Below are 19,407 nucleotides of genomic sequence, written 5' to 3'. Positions count from 1 at the left end.
TCTAGACATGTAAACCATCTGTTTTTTGTCTTGTATTTCGAAACTTTTGCGAAATTCTGTTATAATTAATAGTGTTACATACATAATGGTAGTGCAGGAGGCGCAGTCTTATGATTAATCAAGAACGTTTAGTAAATGAATTTATGGAATTAGTACAAGTAGATTCTGAAACGAAATTTGAAGCAGAAATCTGCAAAGTATTAACGAAGAAATTTACAGATTTAGGTGTAGAAGTATTTGAAGATGACACAATGGCTGTAACTGGTCATGGTGCAGGTAACTTAATTTGTACTTTACCAGCAACAAAAGATGGTGTTGATACAATTTACTTTACTTCTCATATGGATACAGTAGTTCCTGGTAATGGAATTAAGCCTTCTATTAAAGATGGATATATCGTATCAGATGGTACAACAATTTTAGGTGCGGATGATAAAGCTGGATTAGCATCAATGTTCGAAGCAATCCGTGTTTTAAAAGAGAAAAATATCCCTCATGGTAAAATAGAATTTATTATTACAGTCGGAGAAGAATCAGGTCTTGTTGGTGCAAAAGCATTAGACCGTGAGCGTATTACAGCGAAATATGGCTACGCATTAGATAGCGATGGAAAAGTTGGTGAAATCGTTGTTGCAGCTCCAACACAAGCGAAAGTGAACGCAATTATTCGCGGGAAAACAGCTCACGCTGGTGTAGCGCCGGAGAAAGGTGTATCTGCAATTACTATCGCAGCGAAAGCAATTGCGAAGATGCCACTTGGTCGCATTGACTCTGAAACGACTGCAAATATTGGACGTTTTGAAGGTGGTACACAAACGAATATCGTTTGCGATCATGTACAAATCTTTGCAGAAGCTCGTTCTTTAATTAATGAGAAAATGGAAGCACAAGTTGCGAAAATGAAAGAAGCATTTGAAACAACTGCAAAAGAAATGGGAGGTCATGCAGACGTTGAAGTAAACGTTATGTACCCAGGATTTAAATTTGCTGATGGCGATCACGTTGTAGAAGTTGCAAAACGTGCAGCTGAAAAAATTGGTCGTACACCTTCTCTTCACCAAAGTGGTGGCGGAAGTGATGCAAACGTAATTGCAGGACATGGTATCCCAACAGTTAACTTAGCGGTTGGTTATGAAGAAATTCATACAACAAACGAGAAGATTCCTGTTGAAGAATTAGCAAAAACAGCAGAATTAGTTGTTGCAATTATTGAAGAAGTAGCGAAGTAATGGAAAATAAAAAGCGTGTAAATCAATTATGATTTACACGCTTTTTATTTTGATTCGATTGCTTTGACAAGACGTATAAGCGAATATAAGAAAAACTATGGAAGTATATACGTTGTTGCTACATGTACTAGACGAGGGAATAACCCTAACGTATTCATATTGAAAATCGGAAGTAGTAAATAATTAATTGCAATGATTAATATAACTACAAGGAATGTATAGTTGAGTTTATCCCGCTATTTGCCGGACAGTAAGACCCCTACCTCAAAATTCAGCGAAAGTAAAGAAGTTAGGTGGGGGCCCTGCTGCCCGTAAAAGTCCGATTAGTGAGAGTTGATTAAAGTTTCGATTTATATCGATTATAAAAAAGAACAAGTAATTATTATAACTATTGTGCAAAATTTGATATAATAAAAGAACGAACGTTCTGATTAGGGAGTGAGTACTATGCGAGAAATGTATCCGAAAAATGGTCGCGTTATTTTACATGTAGATATGAATTGCTTTTTCGCATCTGTTGAAATTGCTCATGATCCATCATTACAAGGAAAGCCATTAGCGGTTGCTGGAAATGAAAAAGAGAGAAAAGGAATTATTATAACATGTAGTTATGAGGCGAGGGAATACGGAATACGTACGACGATGCCCCTTTGGGAAGCGAAAAGGTTATGCCCGCAATTAGTTGTAAGGCGTCCTAATTTCACATTATATCGCGAAGCTTCATTTCAAATGTTTCAAGTCCTTTCTCGTTTTACAGAAAAGATACAACCAGTCTCAATAGATGAAGGATATTTAGATATTACAGATTGCTACGCACTTGGTTCGCCTCTTGAAATAGCAAAGATGATTCAACAAGCACTATTAACAGAGTTGCAGCTTCCGTGTAGTATCGGAATCGCTCCAAATCTTTTCCTAGCAAAAACAGCTTCTGATATGAAAAAACCTCTCGGTATTACCGTACTTCGAAAACGTGATATTCCAGAAATGATTTGGCCACTTTCAGTTGAAGCAATGCATGGGATTGGAGAAAAAACAGCTGAAAAATTAAATGAAATTCATATACATACAATTGAACAGTTAGCGAAGGGAGACGAGCATATCATTCGCGCTAAAATTGGCAAGCACGGTATTGATTTACAAAAGCGTGCAAAAGGTACGGATGATAGGGAAGTGGATCCGAGTCAAATGGGCCAACATAAAAGTGTCGGTAACTCGATGACTTTTTCAAAGGATATGGATGAAGAGAAAGAATTACTTGATATGTTAGAACGGTTATCAAAATCAGTGAGTAAAAGATTACAAAAGCGAACCCTTGTTAGTTATAATATTCAAATTATGATTAAATACCATGATAGGCGAACAGTAACACGGAGTAAGCAATTGAAAAATGCAATTTGGGAAGAACGCGATATTTTTCAAGCAGCATCCCGTTTATGGAAGCAACATTGGGATGGTGATTCCGTTCGTTTACTAGGTGTTACAGCTACTGAAATAGAGTGGAAGACAGAATCGGTGAAACAATTAGATTTATTTTCATTTGAAGAGGATGCGAAAAAAGAACCACTACTTGCTGTCATTGATCAAATTAACGATAAGTATGGAACACCGATTTTACAACGAGGTAGTCAACTACTACGTAAGCAAGAGAAGTCGTTTCAACAAAAGTTAGAAAATAAGTTTATGTAGAAGGTGTCATGAAGTAGTAAAATCATGACACCTTTCCTATTATACAGGCACCAAGTGATACGAGAGCATTTGTCCGTAACCCAGCCATTCGGTGTCTCCATTGTCTTTCCATTCCAATGCAAGCTCCTACAATAATTGCTATAACTAACCTGAATACAATGTCGTACCATACCATCATGGTCACCTCCATATATAATATGTGTTATGTTTTTTAGAATGAGCGGGGGATACTCATTCTTATTTTTACAACCAGCTATGAAACTTTTTAATATAAAGCTTTTTCAGGAATTGTGTTAAAAAAGCGTAGCCTAATAGTATTCCTACTAACCAAGGGAAATAGTTAAGTGGCAATGCTTGTAAACCAACGGCTGCACCAAGTGGTGAGAATGGAATATAAATCCCGATTGCCATAATAAGAGCGGTTAATAAAACGACTGGTGTTGATGCAGTGCTTTGAATAAATGGAATCTTTTGTGTTCTTATCATGTGAACAATTAAAGTTTGTGTTAACAATCCAACGACAAACCAACCGGACTGGAATAATGATTGCTCGCTCGATGTATTTGCACCAAATACATTCCACATGACTACGTATGTGATAATATCAAATATAGAACTAATTGGGCCGATACAAATAATGAAGTTTCGTAAGTTTGCAGTATCCCATTTTCGTGGTTTTTCTAGAAACTCTTTATCCATTTTGTCCCATGGAATAGAAAGTTGTGAAATATCATAAAGTAAGTTTTGAATTAAAAGATGAATGGCAAGCATCGGTAAAAAAGGAATGAAAGCACTTGCTACTAACATGCTAAACACATTACCGAAGTTAGAGCTAGCTGTCATCTTAATATATTTTAAAATATTTCCGAATGTAGTACGTCCTTCTAAAATCCCTGCTTCTAATATAGTTAAACTTTTTTCGAGTAGAATAATATCGGAAGCTTCTTTCGCAATATCAGTAGCAGTATCAACAGATATTCCGACATCAGCTTCACGTAATGCTACAGCATCGTTAATGCCGTCTCCCATGTAACCTACAGTGTGTCCATTTCCTTGTAATGCGTGTATAATACGAGATTTTTGCATTGGATTAAGCTTCGCAAATACAGTCGTTTCTTCGGCAAGTCTTGCTAATGCTTTATCTGGTAAAGAATCAATCTCGTAACCGAGGATTGGTTCGCAGATATCTAATCCAACTTCTTTACAAACCTTTCTTGTAACAATTTCGTTATCGCCAGTTAAAATTTTCACTTGTACACCATGTTTTTGTAATGCTTGAATTGCAGCTGCTGCAGATGGTTTCGGTGGATCTAAAAAGCCGATATATCCAGCGAGAATCATATCAGTTTCGTCTTTTACTGCGTACTCTGTATCATTTATTCTTCTATCTTTTTTATAAGCCACAGCAATAACCCGCATACCCTCACTATTTAGTGTCTCACTTAGTTTTTTGACATTTGAACGTATTTCCTCGGTGAGTGGAACGATTTTTTCATCCACTTCAGTGTAGTTACAAATTGATAAAATTTCTTCTACGGCACCTTTACAAACCATTGTATGTTCACCTGAAATATCCTTTACGATGACTGACATACGCCGGCGGGCGAAATCGAATGGAATTTCATCTAGCTTTTGAAAAGCTGATGGATTAAATGTATTGTTTTCCTCTGTATGCTTAATAACAGCTTTATCTATTAAATTTTTCAATCCAGTTTGATAGAAACTATTTAAATAGGCAAATTGCAAGACGCGATTGCATTCATTTCCCTTGGGATCTAAGTGACGAACAAGGACAACTTTATCTTCTGTTAAAGTTCCGGTTTTATCTGTACAAAGAATGTTCATAGCACCTAAGTTTTGAATAGAATTTAGCTGTTTTACAATTACTTTTTGTTTAGACATGTTAACGGCACCTTTAGCTAAATTAGCAGTTACAATCATCGGTAACATTTCAGGTGTAAGGCCGACAGCGACGGCAATAGCGAAGAAGAAAGCTTCTTGCCAATCACCTTTTGTGAATCCATTAATGAGAAGGACAATAGGTGCCATAATAAGCATGAATGTAATTAAGAGCCAGCTTACTTTGTTTACACCTTTATCAAAGCTTGTTTCTACACGCTTTCCAATTACCTTATTGGCTAAAGAGCCGAAATACGTATCGGTACTTGTTGAGATGACAACAGCTTTTGCGCTACCACTTACAATATTTGTTCCCATGAAACAAAGGTTTTCCATATCGAGTGGATTGTAATTTTTTTTCATGTTTGTCGGTAAGATATGCTTATTTTCTGTATGGTAGCAGTGTTCGTATTTTTCTACAGGAAGTGCTTCCCCTGTTAAAGAAGATTGATTAACAAATAAATCTTTAGCGGATACAATACGCACATCAGCTGGAACGATATCACCGGCTGAAAGGGAAATGATATCGCCAGGTACAAGTTCCTCAATTGGAATTTCTGTTGTGTAATTTCGATTTAAATTCGTTACATTTTTTGTTTCATGTACAAATCCATTTATTCTAAATACGCTCGCAGTTGTTCGAACCATAGCCTTTAACTTATCGGCAGCTTTTTGAGAACGAAATTCTTGGGAAAACCGAATTGTTGCACTAAGTAGTACCATTGCAGATACGACAATTGTTCCTTGCATATCATCCGTGAAAAAGGAGAGTGCTCCAAGAGCTAATAAAACGAAAATAAATGGATTTTTAAATGCCGACAGAAATTGAATGTACCACGGCGCCATTTTATTATGAGCTATTTCGTTCGGACCACATAAAGAAAGTCTACGAGACGCTTCTTGTTTAGATAATCCATCTTGTGTTGTTTCTAAAAGTTTTAACGCAGAGCTTACATCTTGTGTTGCAACCTCCACTAATAATTCGTTATTTGTTTTCATGCTATCTTGCTCATAAGCATGCTTTGTTTCTTGTCTTTGTAAATTAAACATCGGTAGTTCCTCCTCTGTCATGAAGGAGGAAACAATCTGTTACCTAACTATTTGAAATGGTGAGGAACAGTTTCTTTCCTACCTACATGATGAAATATGAATGTAAAACGTATGGGTATATGGGCCGAATCATCAATTGCCAACTGTTCCTCACCTCCGTACAATTTAGTAGTTTCTGAATATGCTATGTTTGTTTCATAGTAAGGTGCATATAGACGTAAAAAGACCTTTACTCAAAACGAGTAAAGGTCTGAATTCGCAGTTAAAAGAGTCCACAACAAAGACTGTTAGTAGACATAAATAAAAACAGTTTTTGTGTATGACAAAATACATGCACCTCTCCCTCGTTGAGTTTTAGCACTGTATAGCATAGGTACTGAAACCAGCTACATTAAAAAAGGCCTTCATTCCGACCTTTCCTGTTGACCCATTGGCGTCTCTCGACATTTTTGGGCAGCAGCGTTTCTCTATACAGGAGCCTCACCTAACAGAGACCATATTCAATTACATGTTGAATGTTAGCACTGTAAAATTGTAGTGTCAATATCTTTTTTATCTGTGTTTTTAAAATATTAAACGGATTTATAATAGATATGTGGGATGAAATGTATGATATTGATTATAAATAATATGAAAAATAAATATTTTTATAAAAGGGGAATTTGTAATGGTACCACAAAATTTTATTATAAATATTGAGAATCAAAAGTGGTTGTTTAATGAGCAGGAAGATTTATGTTCTCACGGGGAAATTTATTTAAATGTGGATGGAACGATTATTACACAAACAGGTATGGATGAGGAATGGGGAATAAGTGAATCAGCTTTAGCTCTGTTACGAACTTTAGATAAAGAATATATTTGTGATATTGAAAATGAAGAGGGGCTTATTTTGCACGGATGTGGCACTATGCTCATGTTAGGATGCCCAATTTCAATTCATTGGACTATAAACCATATAGGTGAAAATGTGGTTTTAAAGGATTTTGTCAAAGTTATTTCTACTGATCAAAAGGCTATATACTATGAAGGGCTTCATATAGAAGTAAATGAAAATGAATATAGAAAACAAATTGTTTCTTTTGCGCTACAGGCAAAAGAATTATTCAATAAATCAAGTGAAAAGATAATTTTAAATGAGTTTGAGCGAAGTATGTATACCGACTTTTGGATGGAATATGATCATTTGTTAAATAAGTATAAATAAAAAAGCACTGTAACCAGTGCTTTTTTATTATAGATTACGAGATTGTAGGGTTTTCAAAAATAACAATCTCTGAACTGTTTGTAGTTGAAACGCGTTGGGCGTAATATGTTAAAGCTGAAGAAATATATGCTGGTAACGTATCATTTGTATGTGATGTTGTATATTCATGGATTAATTCCTTTAAAGTTGTCCATTCTAATTGTGCTGGGTGATCAGACACGAAAGAACTTACCCAGCGATCAAATGAAGATGAAAAATCAGTTTGTAAACGAAATACTTCTTTCATAATAAAACGCTCCCTTAAAATGTAGTATAATTATTTTAACACAAAACACGAACGATAGCTAAATTTTTTGAGTATAACGTTCGTGTTATATAGTTGTCTAGATGTTTGGTTATGTAAATTCAATTTGCCATTTGAAATAACATTCCGTAAGATGAGAGATAGAGTATATTTAGAGCTGGAGGAAAGAAAGTGGAATTTGTATTTTTAGGAACTGGTGCAGGTGTTCCTTCAAAAGGAAGGAACGTTTCAGCAATTGCTTTACAATTGTTAGAAGAACGAGGACAAACTTGGTTATTTGATTGTGGTGAGGCCACGCAACATCAAATATTACATACATCTGTACGTCCGCGCCGCATTGAAAAAATATTTATTACGCATTTACATGGCGATCATATTTTTGGATTGCCTGGTTTATTAGGTAGCCGTTCATTTCAAGGAGGAACTACGCCTTTAACGGTGTATGGACCGAAAGGAATTAAACAATTTATTGAAGTGGCATTATCGGTAAGTACGACACATGTGAAATATCCACTTGAAGTTGTGGAGATAACAGAAGAAGGTACCGTATTTGAAGATAATGAATTTTATGTAGAAACGAAAAGATTGTCACACGGTATAGAATGCTTTGGATATCGTATTGTAGAGAAAGATATACAAGGTGCTCTTTTAGTTGATAAGTTGCTTGAGATGGGTGTGAAACCAGGTCCAATCTTTAAACGTTTAAAAGATGGTGAAGTAGTTGAATTAGAGGATGGCACGATATTAAATGGAAATGAGTTTATCGGCCCACCTCAAAAAGGAAGAATTATTACTATCTTAGGTGATACGCGATATTGCGAAGCGAGTAGGGAGCTTGCGCAAGATGCAGATGTACTTGTCCATGAAGCGACTTTCGCAGCAGAAGATGAGCAACAAGCGTATGATTATTTTCATTCTACATCTAAGCAAGCTGCGAGCATTGCACTTCAGGCAAATGCGAAGCGACTAATATTAACTCACATTAGTTCTCGCTATCAAGGAGATACATATAAGGAATTATTGAAAGAGGCTAGAGAGTTGTTTTCTAATACAGAAATAGCGACAGATTTGAAATCATTCCCAGTAGAAAAATAATTATTTTGTAAAAAATGGTAACAGCGGGTTACCATTTTTTTATGTCTAAAAAAATTTAAAAATAAAACTGTTATTATTTTATACTTATACTTGGATGATACAGAAAATTAGGATGGTTTGAATATATAGGATAAAAATACGAAATAATGATTATTTAGAAAAACTGTTATATAAGTCAGATGACATACAAGTGATACAAATAGCAGAAATGGACTTTTATTCAGAACTTTTAAAATTCAACAAAAGTAAGCGTTTTATAAAAAACAAGCTATAATGAGGGCAGATTATAATTTATGATAAGCCGCATGTATTTTAGTCATTATCGTAACAAGTGAAGTTGACTAAATCATGAGAGAGTAACACGAGAATTATAATAGGAAAGATATTACTATTATTTGTCATAAGTCTTTTTCACTTTTTAGCTAAACGATATGATTAGCAAGTGTAGCTATTGCGAGTTCCTTAGTAGAAGCTTTTTATTAATAAGGTAGTGGAGATTTAATTGGTACACCACTCTTTAAAAGAGTTCAGAACATCAGCAGGTAGTCTAGGCGGAATAGCGGGTGCAAATTTAGTTGCATTAGCAATGGTTATATCACTTGTTTATGCTATGCTTGCAATGGCTTCTGTGTTAAACTTTGGATTGCTACCAGACTTTATTCTGGATTATCTTGTATCATTTTTAAATGAAAATAATGCTAAGATTCTTATGTATTATGATAACTGGTATTATTTCAGGTTATATTGGATTACTTTTATTCAAAAACTATCCAATTCGTACAGCAGAACAAATTCGTGGTACAACTGGAAAAGCGACAGATGTAGCAGCTTAATAGAATAGTAGAATAAATTTTTTCATAGAGGTTTAGGGGGAGTTATGATGAAGTATCGCTCAGTATTTGATATTATCGGTCCAGTTATGATTGGACCATCAAGTTCACATACAGCAGGCGCAGCAAGAATGGGGCAAGTTGCTCGCCAGCTGTTTCGTCATGAACCAGAAAGAGTAAGCATTTCGTTATATGGATCATTTGCAAAGACGTATCGAGGGCATGGTACGGATGTAGCACTAATCGGTGGAATATTAGGATTTGAAACAGATGACTTACGTATTCCAGAGGCGCTAGAAATAGCAAAAGAGCGCGAAATTGAAGTGGAATTCATTGAAGAAGATGCCAATGCACCTCACCCAAATACAGCGAGAATTCGTTTGTATAAAGGTGAAGATGAAATTGAAGTTGTTGCTTGCTCAATTGGTGGCGGTAAAATTGAAGTTGTAGAATTAAACGGATTCGATCTTCAATTATCAGGCACGAGCCCAGCACTACTTATTGTAAATAACGATCGCTTCGGTGCTATTGCAGCGGTAGCTTCAATCCTTGCGAAACATGAGATTAACATTAGCACAATGAGTGTTTCTCGTAAAGAAAAAGGAAGAAGAGCGCTTATGGTCATTGAAACAGATGAATTATTAGCAGATGAAGTAATTGAAGAAATAAAAGCGCAACAAAATATTTGTCAAGTAACTATTATGGAATAATTGCAGGGGGGACACACCATGTTTCGGAACGCAGCGGAACTAGTGGCGCAAGCTAAAGAACAAAATGTAAAAATCGCAGAAATTATGATTCAATGTGAAATGGAAACAAGAAGTATTTCACGTGAAGAAGTAATTGCTGGTATGGAAAAGAACTTAGTCGTGATGGAGCAAGCAGTAGAACGTGGTATTCGCGGCGTGAAATCACCAACTGGTTTAACTGGTGGAGATGCTGTAAAAGTTCAAGCGTATATGAAGAGTGGAAAAGGCTTATCTGGAGATACGATTTTGGATGCAGTAAGCAAAGCTGTTGCAACAAATGAAGTAAACGCAGCGATGGGAATTATTTGTGCAACACCAACAGCAGGTTCTGCTGGAACAGTGCCAGGTGTACTATTTGCACTAAGAGAAAAATTGCAGCCTACACGTGAAGAAATGATTGAATTCTTATTTACAGCAGGAGCTTTCGGTATGGTTGTTGCGAATAACGCTTGTATTTCTGGTGCAGCGGGAGGATGCCAAGCTGAAGTTGGTTCAGCAAGTGGAATGGCGGCTGCAGCTGCAGTTGAGATGGCTGGTGGAACACAAGATCAAGCAGCTACAGCGATGGCAATTTCATTAAAGAACATGCTTGGTTTAGTGTGTGATCCTGTTGCAGGACTTGTAGAAGTACCTTGTGTAAAACGTAATGCAGCAGGAGCTGCGAATGCGATGATTTCAGCAGATTTAGCATTAGCTGGTGTAACGAGTACAATTCCATGTGATGAAGTAATTGAGGCAATGTTTAGAATCGGACAAACGATGCCAGTAGCACTTCGTGAAACAGCAGAAGGTGGACTTGCAGCAACGCCGACTGGTCGTCGCCTGCAAGAAGAGATTTTTGGGAAGAACAATAACTAAGTGTAATTATAGAAAAAGGAGCTCAAATAAACTTGAGCTCCTTTTTCTATTTTTCTTTTGTTAGTTGTTCTAATGTTTTTCCAAGATTATGTGATCGTTTCGTTGCCTGTGTAATACAAGAAATAAGTGCTTGTTGAAATTTATGTTCTTGTAATACTTCAATACCTGCTTCGGTAGTTCCACCAGGAGAAGTAATTTCCTTTCTCAAAATAGAAGGGTGTTTGTCACTTACTTTTAGCATTTCAGCAGCACCAATCATCGTTTGAAGAATAAGTGATTTTGCAACATCTTCTTTTAAACCAATTTTTTTTGCAGCTTCTTCCATAGCTTCCACTACGTAATAAATATAAGCAGGTCCACTTCCGGATAATGCAGTGACAGCATGCATGTCTTCTTCCTCTACAACAGAGACGAGACCAATCGTTTCAAATAAAGATGTTGCAGTGCGAATATGCTCCGCTGTTGCATGTTTTGAAGGGGAGATAGCGGTAGCTGATTTTAAAATGGCTGCGGAGGTATTTGGCATTGCACGAATAATTGGAACGTCTTTTTGAAGTAGTTTTCTAATTGAGTCAGTAGAAACACCTGCTAGTAATGAAATAATAAGCACGTTATTATTTATGTATTCTTTAAAAGGGGTAAGCGCCTCTGCAACATCCTTTGGTTTCATTGCTAGAAAAAGAATATTTGCATCAGTAAGTAATTCTTTTTTATTATGAGTACCTTTGACACCGTATTTTTTATGTAGCTCTTGTAATCTTGTCTCGTTAGAACGATTACTTACAGTAATTTGTTCACCTTTAACGACATTTGCATGTAACAAGCCACCAATAATAGCTTCGGCAATAGAGCCTGCACCGAGAAAGGAAATGTTTTGAATAGACATGATGTTCCTCCTTTAATTTTGGTTAGAAATTCTTATAAATGTACATACATTCGTTTTTTTATAGGAAACACCTCTTTTTATCTGAAAATAATGACAAATATATATAGAAGTTGTAAACTGAAGAAGTATTCATTTTTGAACCGGAAAGAGACAGGGGGGCTAAGCATGACGGCGATTCACCGAATGGAGATTCCTGTACCATTTGCAGTGGAAACTGTGAATGTGTTTTTAGTTGAGGGGGAGACATTAACATTAATTGATACAGGGACGAATACAGAAGAGGCAAGGAATGCGTTAGAAAGTCAATTAGGTGCATTAGGACATACGATAGAAGATATTGAAACAGTAGTCATTACGCATCATCATGCAGATCATTGTGGACTTTTAAATATATTTTCTGAGAAGACGAATATTATTGGACATCCTTGGAATGAGCCTTGGATTACACAAAATCCAGAATTTTTAAAGCGGTATCATGAATTTTTTAGAGAGACGGCCTTACAGTTTGGTGTGCCAGCAGCATTTTTGAAAGACGAGTCGTTATTGACGACGAGGACACTTAAATATTCTTGTAATAGATCGTTAACGCATACTGTGAGAGAAGGAGATCGTATTGATTCTTTGCCTGGATTTACAGTACTTGAAACACCAGGTCATGCTTCTACTCATATTTCTTTATATAGAGAATCTGATGGAATATTAATTGGTGGAGATGCTCTCATTAGTCATATTTCTTCGAATCCAATACTAGAACCGCCATATGAAGGGCAAACAGAGCGGGCACGCCCATTACTACAATATAATCAAACATTACAGCGTTTAAGCGAAATGAATATTTCACGCATTTTATCAGGGCATGGGGAAGATGTTCTAAATGTGAAACAACTTATTGAAACGAGATTACAAAAGCAAGAAACACGTGCTTTTAAAGTGCTTGAGTTATTAAAGGAAAAACCAATGACAGCATTTGAAGTATGTGTAAAACTATTTCCGGTATTATATAAAGAACAATTACCACTTACTATTTCAGAAACGGTTGGACAATTGGACTATTTAGCATATAATCAACAAGTGATGATTGATGAGTCATCGCAACAATTGATTTATTATGCAAAGTAGGTGACAGCAATGACAGGACGTTTACAAAATAAAGTAATCGTCATTACAGGTGCTTCTAGTGGGATTGGTGAGCAAGTTGCAATGCAAGTTGCAGCACAGGGAGCGACTCCAGTATTAATGGCTCGAACAGAAGAGAAACTACAAGCGTTAGTAGACAAAATTAAAGAAACTTATAATACGCCTTGCTATTATTATGTATTAGATGTAAGTGAAGAGATGGAAGTACAGTCTGTTTTTTCAAAGGTATTACAAGAAGTGGGACGTATTGATATATTAGTAAACAATGCGGGATTTGGTATTTTTAAAACGTTTGAAGATGCGTCAATGGGTGAAGTAAAAGATATGTTCCAAGTAAATGTATTTGGATTAGTAGCATGTACGAAAGCGGTACTACCTTATATGGTAAACAAGAACGAAGGACATATTATTAATATTGCTTCACTTGCCGGAAAAATTGCAACTCCGAAATCAAGTGCGTATGCAGCAACGAAACATGCTGTATTAGGATTTACGAATAGTTTACGCATGGAATTAGCGAATACAGATATTTATGTTACAGCAATTAATCCAGGTCCGATAGATACAAACTTTTTTGAAATAGCGGATCAATCTGGTACATATGTAAAGAATATGGGACGTTACATGTTAAAACCAACATACGTAGCAGAACAAATCGTAAAGTCGATGCACACGAAAAAACGTGAAGTAAACTTACCGAAGTGGATGGGAATTGGTCCAAAACTTTATGCTTTATTCCCAGGTTTATTTGAACGTGTAGCAGGTAAATCATTAAGTAAAAAATAGGAGATTTCCACATGGAAATCTCCTATTTTTTATTGTTTTCCAGTCACATAATCATAAACAATATCCTCAATCTCCTCGTATAAATCAATTTCAATATTTGAATGAGTCACCGTTTGAATATGTTTCACTAGCATTTCCTGATCTTCTTTTGATATTGGACTGCATTGATATTGCTGAAAACTTTTTATAATCATTTTCTCAATTAATTTTTCGTTCATATTTTTTCCCGCCTGTATGTACGTATGTATTGTTTTATTGTACTTGAAGTGAAATAAAAAAACTACTATGCACTATTTTTGTATAAAAATTCGGTTGAGTATATTATTTTTCTAATAAAATTAAGTTTTTTTTAGATTTAAAAATTTATAAATATTTAATTGACTCTATAAATATACAATATTATAATCATACTTAATTTAAAGAATCGATTTGAGGAGGAACTTATGAAAGTCGCAATTATTGGAGCCACTGGATATGGGGGCATTGAATTAATTCGTTTATTAGAACAACATCCATATTTTTCTATAGCATCTCTTCATTCTTTTTCGCAAGTTGGTGAGTGTATAACAAATGTATATCCGCATCTTCGAAATGTCCTTTTTCATACGTTACAAGAAATTGATGTGAAGACAATAGGGAAAGAAGCAGAAATCGTATTTCTAGCAACACCAGCAGGAGTATCAGCGGAGTTAACTCCCAAGTTAGTAGCAGAAGGTTTAAAAGTAATTGACCTATCTGGAGACTTTCGTATGATAGATCCTTCGTCATATGAACTGTGGTATAAAAGGCCAGCAGCGAAAGAAGAAATTCTTAGAAAAGCAGTGTATGGGTTAAGTGAATGGAAAAGGACTGAGATTCAAAAGGCAAATTTAATTGCAAACCCAGGATGTTTTGCTACAGCCACATTGCTAGCGATAGCGCCGTTAATACGTAGCGGCATGATTGAAGAAGATTCGATTATTATTGATGCGAAATCTGGGGTATCAGGAGCAGGAAAAACACCAACAACAATGACTCATTTTCCTGAGCTATACGATAACTTACATATCTATAAAGTAAACCAGCATCAGCACGTTCCAGAGATTGAGCAAATGCTTACAGAATGGAATAGTGAATCACAGCCAATTACATTTAGCACACATTTAATACCGATATCACGAGGAATTATGATTACACTTTATGCAAAAGTAAAACAAAAGATGGAAATAAAGCAACTTCAAAAATTGTATGAAGAAACGTATGAACAATCTCCTTTCATCCGAATTTGTACGCAAGGGAAATTTCCAAGTCCAAAAGAAGTGAGAGGCTCAAATTATTGTGATATTGGCATAGCTTACGATGAAAGAACTGAAAGAGTTACGGTCGTTTCTGTTATAGACAATATGATGAAAGGCGCGGCTGGGCAAGCGATTCAAAATGCAAACATAATAGCGGGACTAGAAGAGACAACAGGTTTACAACATATGCCGCTTTATCTATAAGGGGGACATGATGATTAAAGTAGCGTCTATTACAAAATTAGAAAATGGTTCAATTGTAACGCCAAAAGGCTTTTCGGCAATTGGTACTGTAAATGGTCTGAAAAAGGAGAAAAAGGATTTAGGGGCAATCGTTTGTGACGTACCAGCATCATGTGCCGCTGTGTATACAACGAATCAAATACAAGCAGCCCCTTTGCAAGTAACGAAGGATAGTATAACGGCAGAAGGGAAGTTACAAGCAATTATCGTTAATAGTGGAAATGCAAATGCTTGTACTGGAATGCAAGGATTACAAGACGCATACGAGATGCGCGCGTTAGGGGCGGAACATTTTGGAGTGAAAGAAAATTACGTTGCAGTAGCTTCAACAGGTGTAATTGGTGTTCCACTGCCGATGGATATAATCCGAAAGGGGATTGCAACTCTTATACCGACGAAGGAAGAAAGTGAAGCATATTCTTTTTCTGAAGCAATTTTAACGACAGATCTTATCACGAAAGAAACTTGCTATGAAATGATTATTGATGGGAAGAAAGTGGCGATTGCGGGTGTTGCAAAGGGTTCAGGGATGATTCATCCGAATATGGCAACGATGCTTAGTTTTATTACGACAGATGCTCATATAGAGCATGACGTATTGCAAACAGCATTATCCCAAATTACGAATCATACATTTAATCAAATTACGGTAGATGGAGATACTTCTACGAATGATATGGTCATCGTTATGGCAAGTGGATTATCAGAAACAAGCCCGATAAATATGGAACATACAGATTGGGAAACTTTCGTATGTACTTTACAGAAGGTATGTGAAGATTTAGCAAAAAAAATTGCGCAAGATGGTGAAGGCGCTACGAAGTTAATAGAAGTAAATGTGCTAGGAGCTCAAACGAATGAAGAGGCAAAAAAAATTGCAAAGCAAATAGTCGGTTCGAGTCTTGTGAAAACAGCAATACATGGTGAAGACCCAAACTGGGGGCGAATTATTAGCAGTATTGGACAAAGTGAAGTAGCTATTAATCCGAACACAATTGACATTACTCTTCAATCTATATCGGTATTAAAAAATAGTGAGCCTCAAATATTTTCTGAAGAAAAAATGAAAGAGAGATTACAAGAAGATGAAATAGTCATTAATGTGTACTTACACTTAGGTGAAGAGACAGGATCAGCTTGGGGCTGTGACTTAAGCTATGAATATGTGAAAATAAACGCTTGTTATCGTACATAAGGAGAGAGAAGATGAGCGATTATATTGTAGTGAAATGCGGCGGTAGTATGTTGAATCAATTAAATGATGTGTTTTTTGATTGTATAAAGAAATTACAGCAGAAGTATAAAGTAGTGATTGTCCATGGTGGTGGACCAGAAATTGATGCCAAATTAAAAGATTGTAACATCAACGTAGAAAAAAGAGATGGATTACGGATAACACCAAAAGAAGTTATGGATGTTGTTCAAATGGTGCTATGCGGAAGTACGAATAAAAAACTCGTAATGAATTTACAAAAGCATAATTTACTTGCGGTAGGTTGTTCAGGGTGTGACGGCAATTTACTTCAAGTTCAACCTGTCAGCGAGGAGATAGGATATGTAGGGGAAGTAAGTTATGTAGAAACAGCCTTATTAAAAGGATTAATAAATATGGGGTATATTCCTGTTATTGCTCCAATCGGGGTAAATGGTAATGAAATTTATAACATAAATGCGGACAATGCTGCAGCTGGGATTGCGGCCACGTTAGGGGCAAAAGAGCTGATTTTTATTACGGATGTAGATGGAATATTACATGAAGGGAATTTGGTAAAGGAAACGGATGAGTCTGAAATTGCTACTTTTATAGAAACAGGTGTTATTACAGGTGGGATGATTCCGAAAGTACAGGCGGCACTAGCATCATTAAAAATGGGAGTGCAAAAGATAAGTATTGTGAATGGTACAAAAGATTTTACTGAGGTTACGGGAGAGTGTATTGGAACGACGGTAACGAAAGGCGTGAGTATTGCATGACGAGTCATCTTTTTCAAACGTATGGCAGAAGAACTATTGAGTTTGTAAAGGGAACTGGAACGAAAGTTATTGATAATAACGGTAAGGAATATTTAGATTTCACATCAGGAATTGGCGTATGTAATTTAGGACATTGTCACCCTACTGTTCTCAAAGGTGTACAAGAGCAACTTGATGATATATGGCATATATCTAACCTGTTTACAAACAGCTTACAAGAAGAAGTTGCGTCATTATTAACAGAAAATAGAGCATTAGATTATGTGTTTTTCTGTAATAGTGGGGCAGAGGCAAATGAAGCGGCTTTAAAGTTAGCACGTAAGCATACTGGAAAATCTCTCGTCGTAACATGCCAGCAGTCTTTTCACGGTAGAACATTTGGAACGATGAGTGCAACGGGCCAAGATAAGGTGAAAGAAGGATTTGGTCCATTACTTCCATCTTTTTTACATATCCCTTTTAACGATATTAAAGCATTAGAGGAAGTAATGAATGAAGAAGTTGCGGCGGTAATGGTAGAAGTTGTTCAAGGAGAGGGAGGAGTAATACCTGCTGATCTATCTTTTTTGAAAGAGATTGAAACATTATGTAATAAGTTCGGTTCCTTATTTATTATAGACGAAGTACAAACGGGGATAGGAAGAACTGGAACACTATTCGCTTATGAACAAGTGCGAATAGAGCCTGATATCGTTACCGTTGCAAAGGCACTTGGGAATGGAGTTCCTGTCGGAGCGATGCTTGGCCGGAAAGAGCTAGGAACATCGTTTACTGCAGGATCACACGGTTCAACTTTTGGCGGGAATTACATCGCGATGGCTGCAGCGAAAGAAGTATTGCAAGTGAGTAAAAAAACATCGTTTTTAAAAGAAGTACAAGAAAAAGGCGAGTACGTATTAGAGAAGTTGCAAGAGGAATTACAGCATGTCGAATGTATTCAAAATATACGTGGTAAGGGGCTTATGATTGGGATTGAGTGTAAGCATGAAGTTGCAAGTTTTATAGAACAACTAGAAAACGAAGGACTTCTCGTATTACAAGCAGGTCCTAATGTGATAAGACTATTACCGCCACTCATTGTCACGAATGAAGAGTTAGAACAGGCAGTATATATAATAAAAAAAGTAGTTTGTACAAAAAACGTATCAATCATATAAGGGGGAAGTTTCATGTCAACTGTACAAGTACCGAAATTAAATACGAAAGATCTTTTAACACTAGAAGAATTAACGAAAGAAGAAATTATTTCTTTAATTGAGTTCGCTATATATTTAAAAAAGAATAAGCAAGAGCCTTTATTACAAGGCAAAATATTAGGGCTTATTTTTGATAAGCATTCAACTCGTACTCGTGTATCTTTTGAAGCAGGAATGGTACAGCTCGGGGGACATGGTATGTTTTTAAGTGGGAAAGAGATGCAAATGGGAAGAGGAGAAAGCGTTTCAGATACTGCGAAAGTATTATCGCAGTATATTGACGGGATCATGATACGTACATTCTCACACGCGGATGTAGAAGAGCTTGCAAAAGAATCGAGTATTCCTGTTATTAACGGTTTAACGGATGATCATCATCCTTGTCAAGCATTGGCAGACCTTATGACGATATACGAAGAAACAAATACATTTAAAGGAATAAAATTGGCTTACGTAGGTGACGGAAATAATGTATGTCATTCATTGTTGCTAGCGAGTGCAAAAGTTGGAATGCATATGACTGTGGCAACGCCTGTAGGGTATGAACCGAATGAAGAGATTGTAAAAAAAGCGTTAGCAATTGCCAAGGAAACAGGAGCTGAAATTGAAGTTTTGCATGATCCTGAATTAGCGGTGAATGAAGCAGATTTCATTTATACTGACGTTTGGATGAGCATGGGGCAAGAGGGCGAAGAAGAGAAGTATACTTTATTTCAACCTTACCAAATCAATAACGAACTTGTTAAGCATGCGAAGCAAACATATCGTTTCTTACACTGTTTACCTGCCCATCGTGAAGAAGAAGTAACAGGAGAAATTATAGATGGACCGCAGTCTATCGTCTTTGAGCAAGCTGGTAATCGATTGCATGCTCAAAAAGCGTTATTAGTGAGTTTATTTAGAAATGTAGAAGAGCCTTCCTAAAAGGGAGGTTTTTTTATATTAAAATGTCGGATGTATATTTGGTTAACCATTTCGATATCATTTATAATAAAAGAGAA

The 19,407-nt window shown here is 36.2% G+C and carries 17 protein-coding genes, 1 pseudogene and 1 riboswitch; of the genes and pseudogenes, 13 read left to right on the top strand and 5 right to left on the bottom strand.

All coding sequences use genetic code 11. The features are described 5' to 3' along the window. The first annotated feature begins 110 nt into the window (after window positions 1–110). Together GBN91_RS01895 and GBN91_RS01890 are read left to right on the top strand one after the other, a co-directional pair. Window positions 111–1,229 (top strand): tripeptidase T, encoded by a 1,119-nt coding sequence (locus tag GBN91_RS01895; protein WP_000609803.1) that lies wholly within the window; start codon window positions 111–113, stop codon window positions 1,227–1,229. 447 nt (window positions 1,230–1,676) lie between these two features. After that, window positions 1,677–2,915 carry a DNA polymerase IV gene (locus GBN91_RS01890; protein ID WP_001208858.1) on the top strand — a complete coding sequence of 413 codons (1,239 nt, stop codon included), beginning with the start codon at window positions 1,677–1,679 and terminating at the stop codon, window positions 2,913–2,915. A 40-nt stretch (window positions 2,916–2,955) separates the two neighbouring features. On the opposite strand, the pseudogene GBN91_RS01885 reads toward GBN91_RS01890, so the two are convergent. Both GBN91_RS01885 and mgtA read right to left on the bottom strand, forming a co-directional pair. Beyond that, window positions 2,956–3,090: pseudogene (locus GBN91_RS01885) on the bottom strand (MgtC/SapB family protein); the annotation flags it as partial. A gap of 68 nt (window positions 3,091–3,158) precedes the next feature. Further along, window positions 3,159–5,864, bottom strand: coding sequence for a magnesium-translocating P-type ATPase (mgtA, locus tag GBN91_RS01880; RefSeq protein ID WP_152121223.1), 2,706 nt, complete (start codon window positions 5,862–5,864; stop codon window positions 3,159–3,161). Window positions 5,865–6,195: 331 nt separating this feature from the next. Then, a riboswitch (M-box (ykoK) riboswitch) is annotated at window positions 6,196–6,363 on the bottom strand. Window positions 6,364–6,531: 168 nt separating this feature from the next. On the opposite strand from mgtA, the gene GBN91_RS01875 reads away from it, so the two are divergent. Next, window positions 6,532–7,071 (top strand): hypothetical protein, encoded by a 540-nt coding sequence (locus GBN91_RS01875; protein WP_000249063.1) that lies wholly within the window; start codon window positions 6,532–6,534, stop codon window positions 7,069–7,071. Between the two features lie 34 nt (window positions 7,072–7,105). Here GBN91_RS01875 and GBN91_RS01870 read toward each other — a convergent pair whose 3' ends face one another. Continuing rightward, on the bottom strand, window positions 7,106–7,357 hold the full coding sequence (locus GBN91_RS01870) for a DUF3932 family protein (protein ID WP_000665709.1): 252 nt from the start codon (window positions 7,355–7,357) through the stop codon (window positions 7,106–7,108). Between the two features lie 189 nt (window positions 7,358–7,546). Here GBN91_RS01870 and rnz point away from each other — a divergent pair, with 189 nt between their 5' ends. The 3 genes from rnz (at window position 7,547) to sdaAA (ending at window position 10,907) form a co-directional block, all read left to right on the top strand. Beyond that, window positions 7,547–8,470, top strand: coding sequence for a ribonuclease Z (rnz, locus tag GBN91_RS01865; protein ID WP_000397455.1), 924 nt, complete (start codon window positions 7,547–7,549; stop codon window positions 8,468–8,470). 880 nt (window positions 8,471–9,350) lie between these two features. Further along, window positions 9,351–10,010, top strand: a complete 660-nt coding sequence (gene sdaAB, locus GBN91_RS01855; protein WP_000877445.1) for an L-serine ammonia-lyase, iron-sulfur-dependent subunit beta — start codon at window positions 9,351–9,353, stop codon at window positions 10,008–10,010. A gap of 18 nt (window positions 10,011–10,028) precedes the next feature. After that, window positions 10,029–10,907: an L-serine ammonia-lyase, iron-sulfur-dependent, subunit alpha gene (sdaAA, locus tag GBN91_RS01850; RefSeq protein ID WP_000489461.1), complete on the top strand. Its 879-nt coding sequence runs from the start codon at window positions 10,029–10,031 to the stop codon at window positions 10,905–10,907. Window positions 10,908–10,953: 46 nt separating this feature from the next. Here the strand turns inward: sdaAA and proI are convergent, their stop codons facing one another. Further along, window positions 10,954–11,793 (bottom strand): pyrroline-5-carboxylate reductase ProI, encoded by an 840-nt coding sequence (proI, locus tag GBN91_RS01845; protein WP_000027250.1) that lies wholly within the window; start codon window positions 11,791–11,793, stop codon window positions 10,954–10,956. A 165-nt stretch (window positions 11,794–11,958) separates the two neighbouring features. On the opposite strand from proI, the gene GBN91_RS01840 reads away from it, so the two are divergent. Beyond that, window positions 11,959–12,912 (top strand): MBL fold metallo-hydrolase, encoded by a 954-nt coding sequence (locus tag GBN91_RS01840; RefSeq protein WP_000125119.1) that lies wholly within the window; start codon window positions 11,959–11,961, stop codon window positions 12,910–12,912. Window positions 12,913–12,921: 9 nt separating this feature from the next. Further along, complete coding sequence (locus GBN91_RS01835) at window positions 12,922–13,716, top strand: SDR family NAD(P)-dependent oxidoreductase (RefSeq protein ID WP_000147794.1); 795 nt, start codon at window positions 12,922–12,924, stop codon at window positions 13,714–13,716. A gap of 29 nt (window positions 13,717–13,745) precedes the next feature. On the opposite strand, the gene GBN91_RS01830 is transcribed toward GBN91_RS01835, so the two are convergent. After that, complete coding sequence (locus GBN91_RS01830; protein ID WP_001003222.1) at window positions 13,746–13,934, bottom strand: YqzH family protein; 189 nt, start codon at window positions 13,932–13,934, stop codon at window positions 13,746–13,748. A gap of 225 nt (window positions 13,935–14,159) precedes the next feature. Here GBN91_RS01830 and argC point away from each other — a divergent pair, with 225 nt between their 5' ends. From argC to argF, 5 genes are read left to right on the top strand one after another with little or no spacing between them, the layout of a single operon-like run. Next, window positions 14,160–15,197: an N-acetyl-gamma-glutamyl-phosphate reductase gene (argC, locus tag GBN91_RS01825; RefSeq protein ID WP_000861244.1), complete on the top strand. Its 1,038-nt coding sequence runs from the start codon at window positions 14,160–14,162 to the stop codon at window positions 15,195–15,197. A gap of 10 nt (window positions 15,198–15,207) precedes the next feature. Continuing rightward, a complete protein-coding gene (gene argJ / locus GBN91_RS01820; protein WP_000598394.1) occupies window positions 15,208–16,431 on the top strand; it encodes a bifunctional glutamate N-acetyltransferase/amino-acid acetyltransferase ArgJ in 1,224 nt (407 codons plus the stop codon). Between the two features lie 11 nt (window positions 16,432–16,442). Further along, window positions 16,443–17,210 (top strand): acetylglutamate kinase, encoded by a 768-nt coding sequence (gene argB / locus GBN91_RS01815; protein ID WP_001286793.1) that lies wholly within the window; start codon window positions 16,443–16,445, stop codon window positions 17,208–17,210. Continuing rightward, a complete protein-coding gene (locus tag GBN91_RS01810) occupies window positions 17,207–18,367 on the top strand; it encodes an acetylornithine transaminase (RefSeq protein WP_049106617.1) in 1,161 nt (386 codons plus the stop codon). The genes argB and GBN91_RS01810 overlap by 4 nt, the downstream gene beginning before the upstream one ends. A gap of 12 nt (window positions 18,368–18,379) precedes the next feature. Beyond that, a complete protein-coding gene (argF, locus tag GBN91_RS01805) occupies window positions 18,380–19,330 on the top strand; it encodes an ornithine carbamoyltransferase (RefSeq protein ID WP_000108853.1) in 951 nt (316 codons plus the stop codon). Window positions 19,331–19,407 lie beyond the last annotated feature (77 nt).

This window comes from Bacillus sp. B1-WWTP-T-0.5-Post-4, assembly GCF_009183795.1.
Taxonomy (GTDB): Bacteria; Bacillota; Bacilli; order Bacillales; family Bacillaceae_G; genus Bacillus_A; species Bacillus_A cereus.
The sequence above is the reverse complement of the archived record's forward strand: the minus strand, read 5'-3'. Positions and strand labels throughout refer to the sequence as shown.

What these genes read in the sequence shown, in the direction of transcription:
- GBN91_RS01895 (WP_000609803.1), top strand. Translation starts at nt 111, where the DNA reads ATGATTAATCAAGAACGTTTAGTAAATGAATTTATGGAATTAGTACAA.
- GBN91_RS01890 (WP_001208858.1), top strand. Translation starts at nt 1,677, where the DNA reads ATGCGAGAAATGTATCCGAAAAATGGTCGCGTTATTTTACATGTAGAT.
- mgtA (WP_152121223.1), bottom strand. Translation starts at nt 5,864, where the DNA reads ATGTTTAATTTACAAAGACAAGAAACAAAGCATGCTTATGAGCAAGAT.
- GBN91_RS01875 (WP_000249063.1), top strand. Translation starts at nt 6,532, where the DNA reads ATGGTACCACAAAATTTTATTATAAATATTGAGAATCAAAAGTGGTTG.
- GBN91_RS01870 (WP_000665709.1), bottom strand. Translation starts at nt 7,357, where the DNA reads ATGAAAGAAGTATTTCGTTTACAAACTGATTTTTCATCTTCATTTGAT.
- sdaAB (WP_000877445.1), top strand. Translation starts at nt 9,351, where the DNA reads ATGAAGTATCGCTCAGTATTTGATATTATCGGTCCAGTTATGATTGGA.
- sdaAA (WP_000489461.1), top strand. Translation starts at nt 10,029, where the DNA reads ATGTTTCGGAACGCAGCGGAACTAGTGGCGCAAGCTAAAGAACAAAAT.
- proI (WP_000027250.1), bottom strand. Translation starts at nt 11,793, where the DNA reads ATGTCTATTCAAAACATTTCCTTTCTCGGTGCAGGCTCTATTGCCGAA.
- GBN91_RS01840 (WP_000125119.1), top strand. Translation starts at nt 11,959, where the DNA reads ATGACGGCGATTCACCGAATGGAGATTCCTGTACCATTTGCAGTGGAA.
- GBN91_RS01835 (WP_000147794.1), top strand. Translation starts at nt 12,922, where the DNA reads ATGACAGGACGTTTACAAAATAAAGTAATCGTCATTACAGGTGCTTCT.
- GBN91_RS01830 (WP_001003222.1), bottom strand. Translation starts at nt 13,934, where the DNA reads ATGAACGAAAAATTAATTGAGAAAATGATTATAAAAAGTTTTCAGCAA.
- argC (WP_000861244.1), top strand. Translation starts at nt 14,160, where the DNA reads ATGAAAGTCGCAATTATTGGAGCCACTGGATATGGGGGCATTGAATTA.
- argJ (WP_000598394.1), top strand. Translation starts at nt 15,208, where the DNA reads ATGATTAAAGTAGCGTCTATTACAAAATTAGAAAATGGTTCAATTGTA.
- argB (WP_001286793.1), top strand. Translation starts at nt 16,443, where the DNA reads ATGAGCGATTATATTGTAGTGAAATGCGGCGGTAGTATGTTGAATCAA.
- GBN91_RS01810 (WP_049106617.1), top strand. Translation starts at nt 17,207, where the DNA reads ATGACGAGTCATCTTTTTCAAACGTATGGCAGAAGAACTATTGAGTTT.
- argF (WP_000108853.1), top strand. Translation starts at nt 18,380, where the DNA reads ATGTCAACTGTACAAGTACCGAAATTAAATACGAAAGATCTTTTAACA.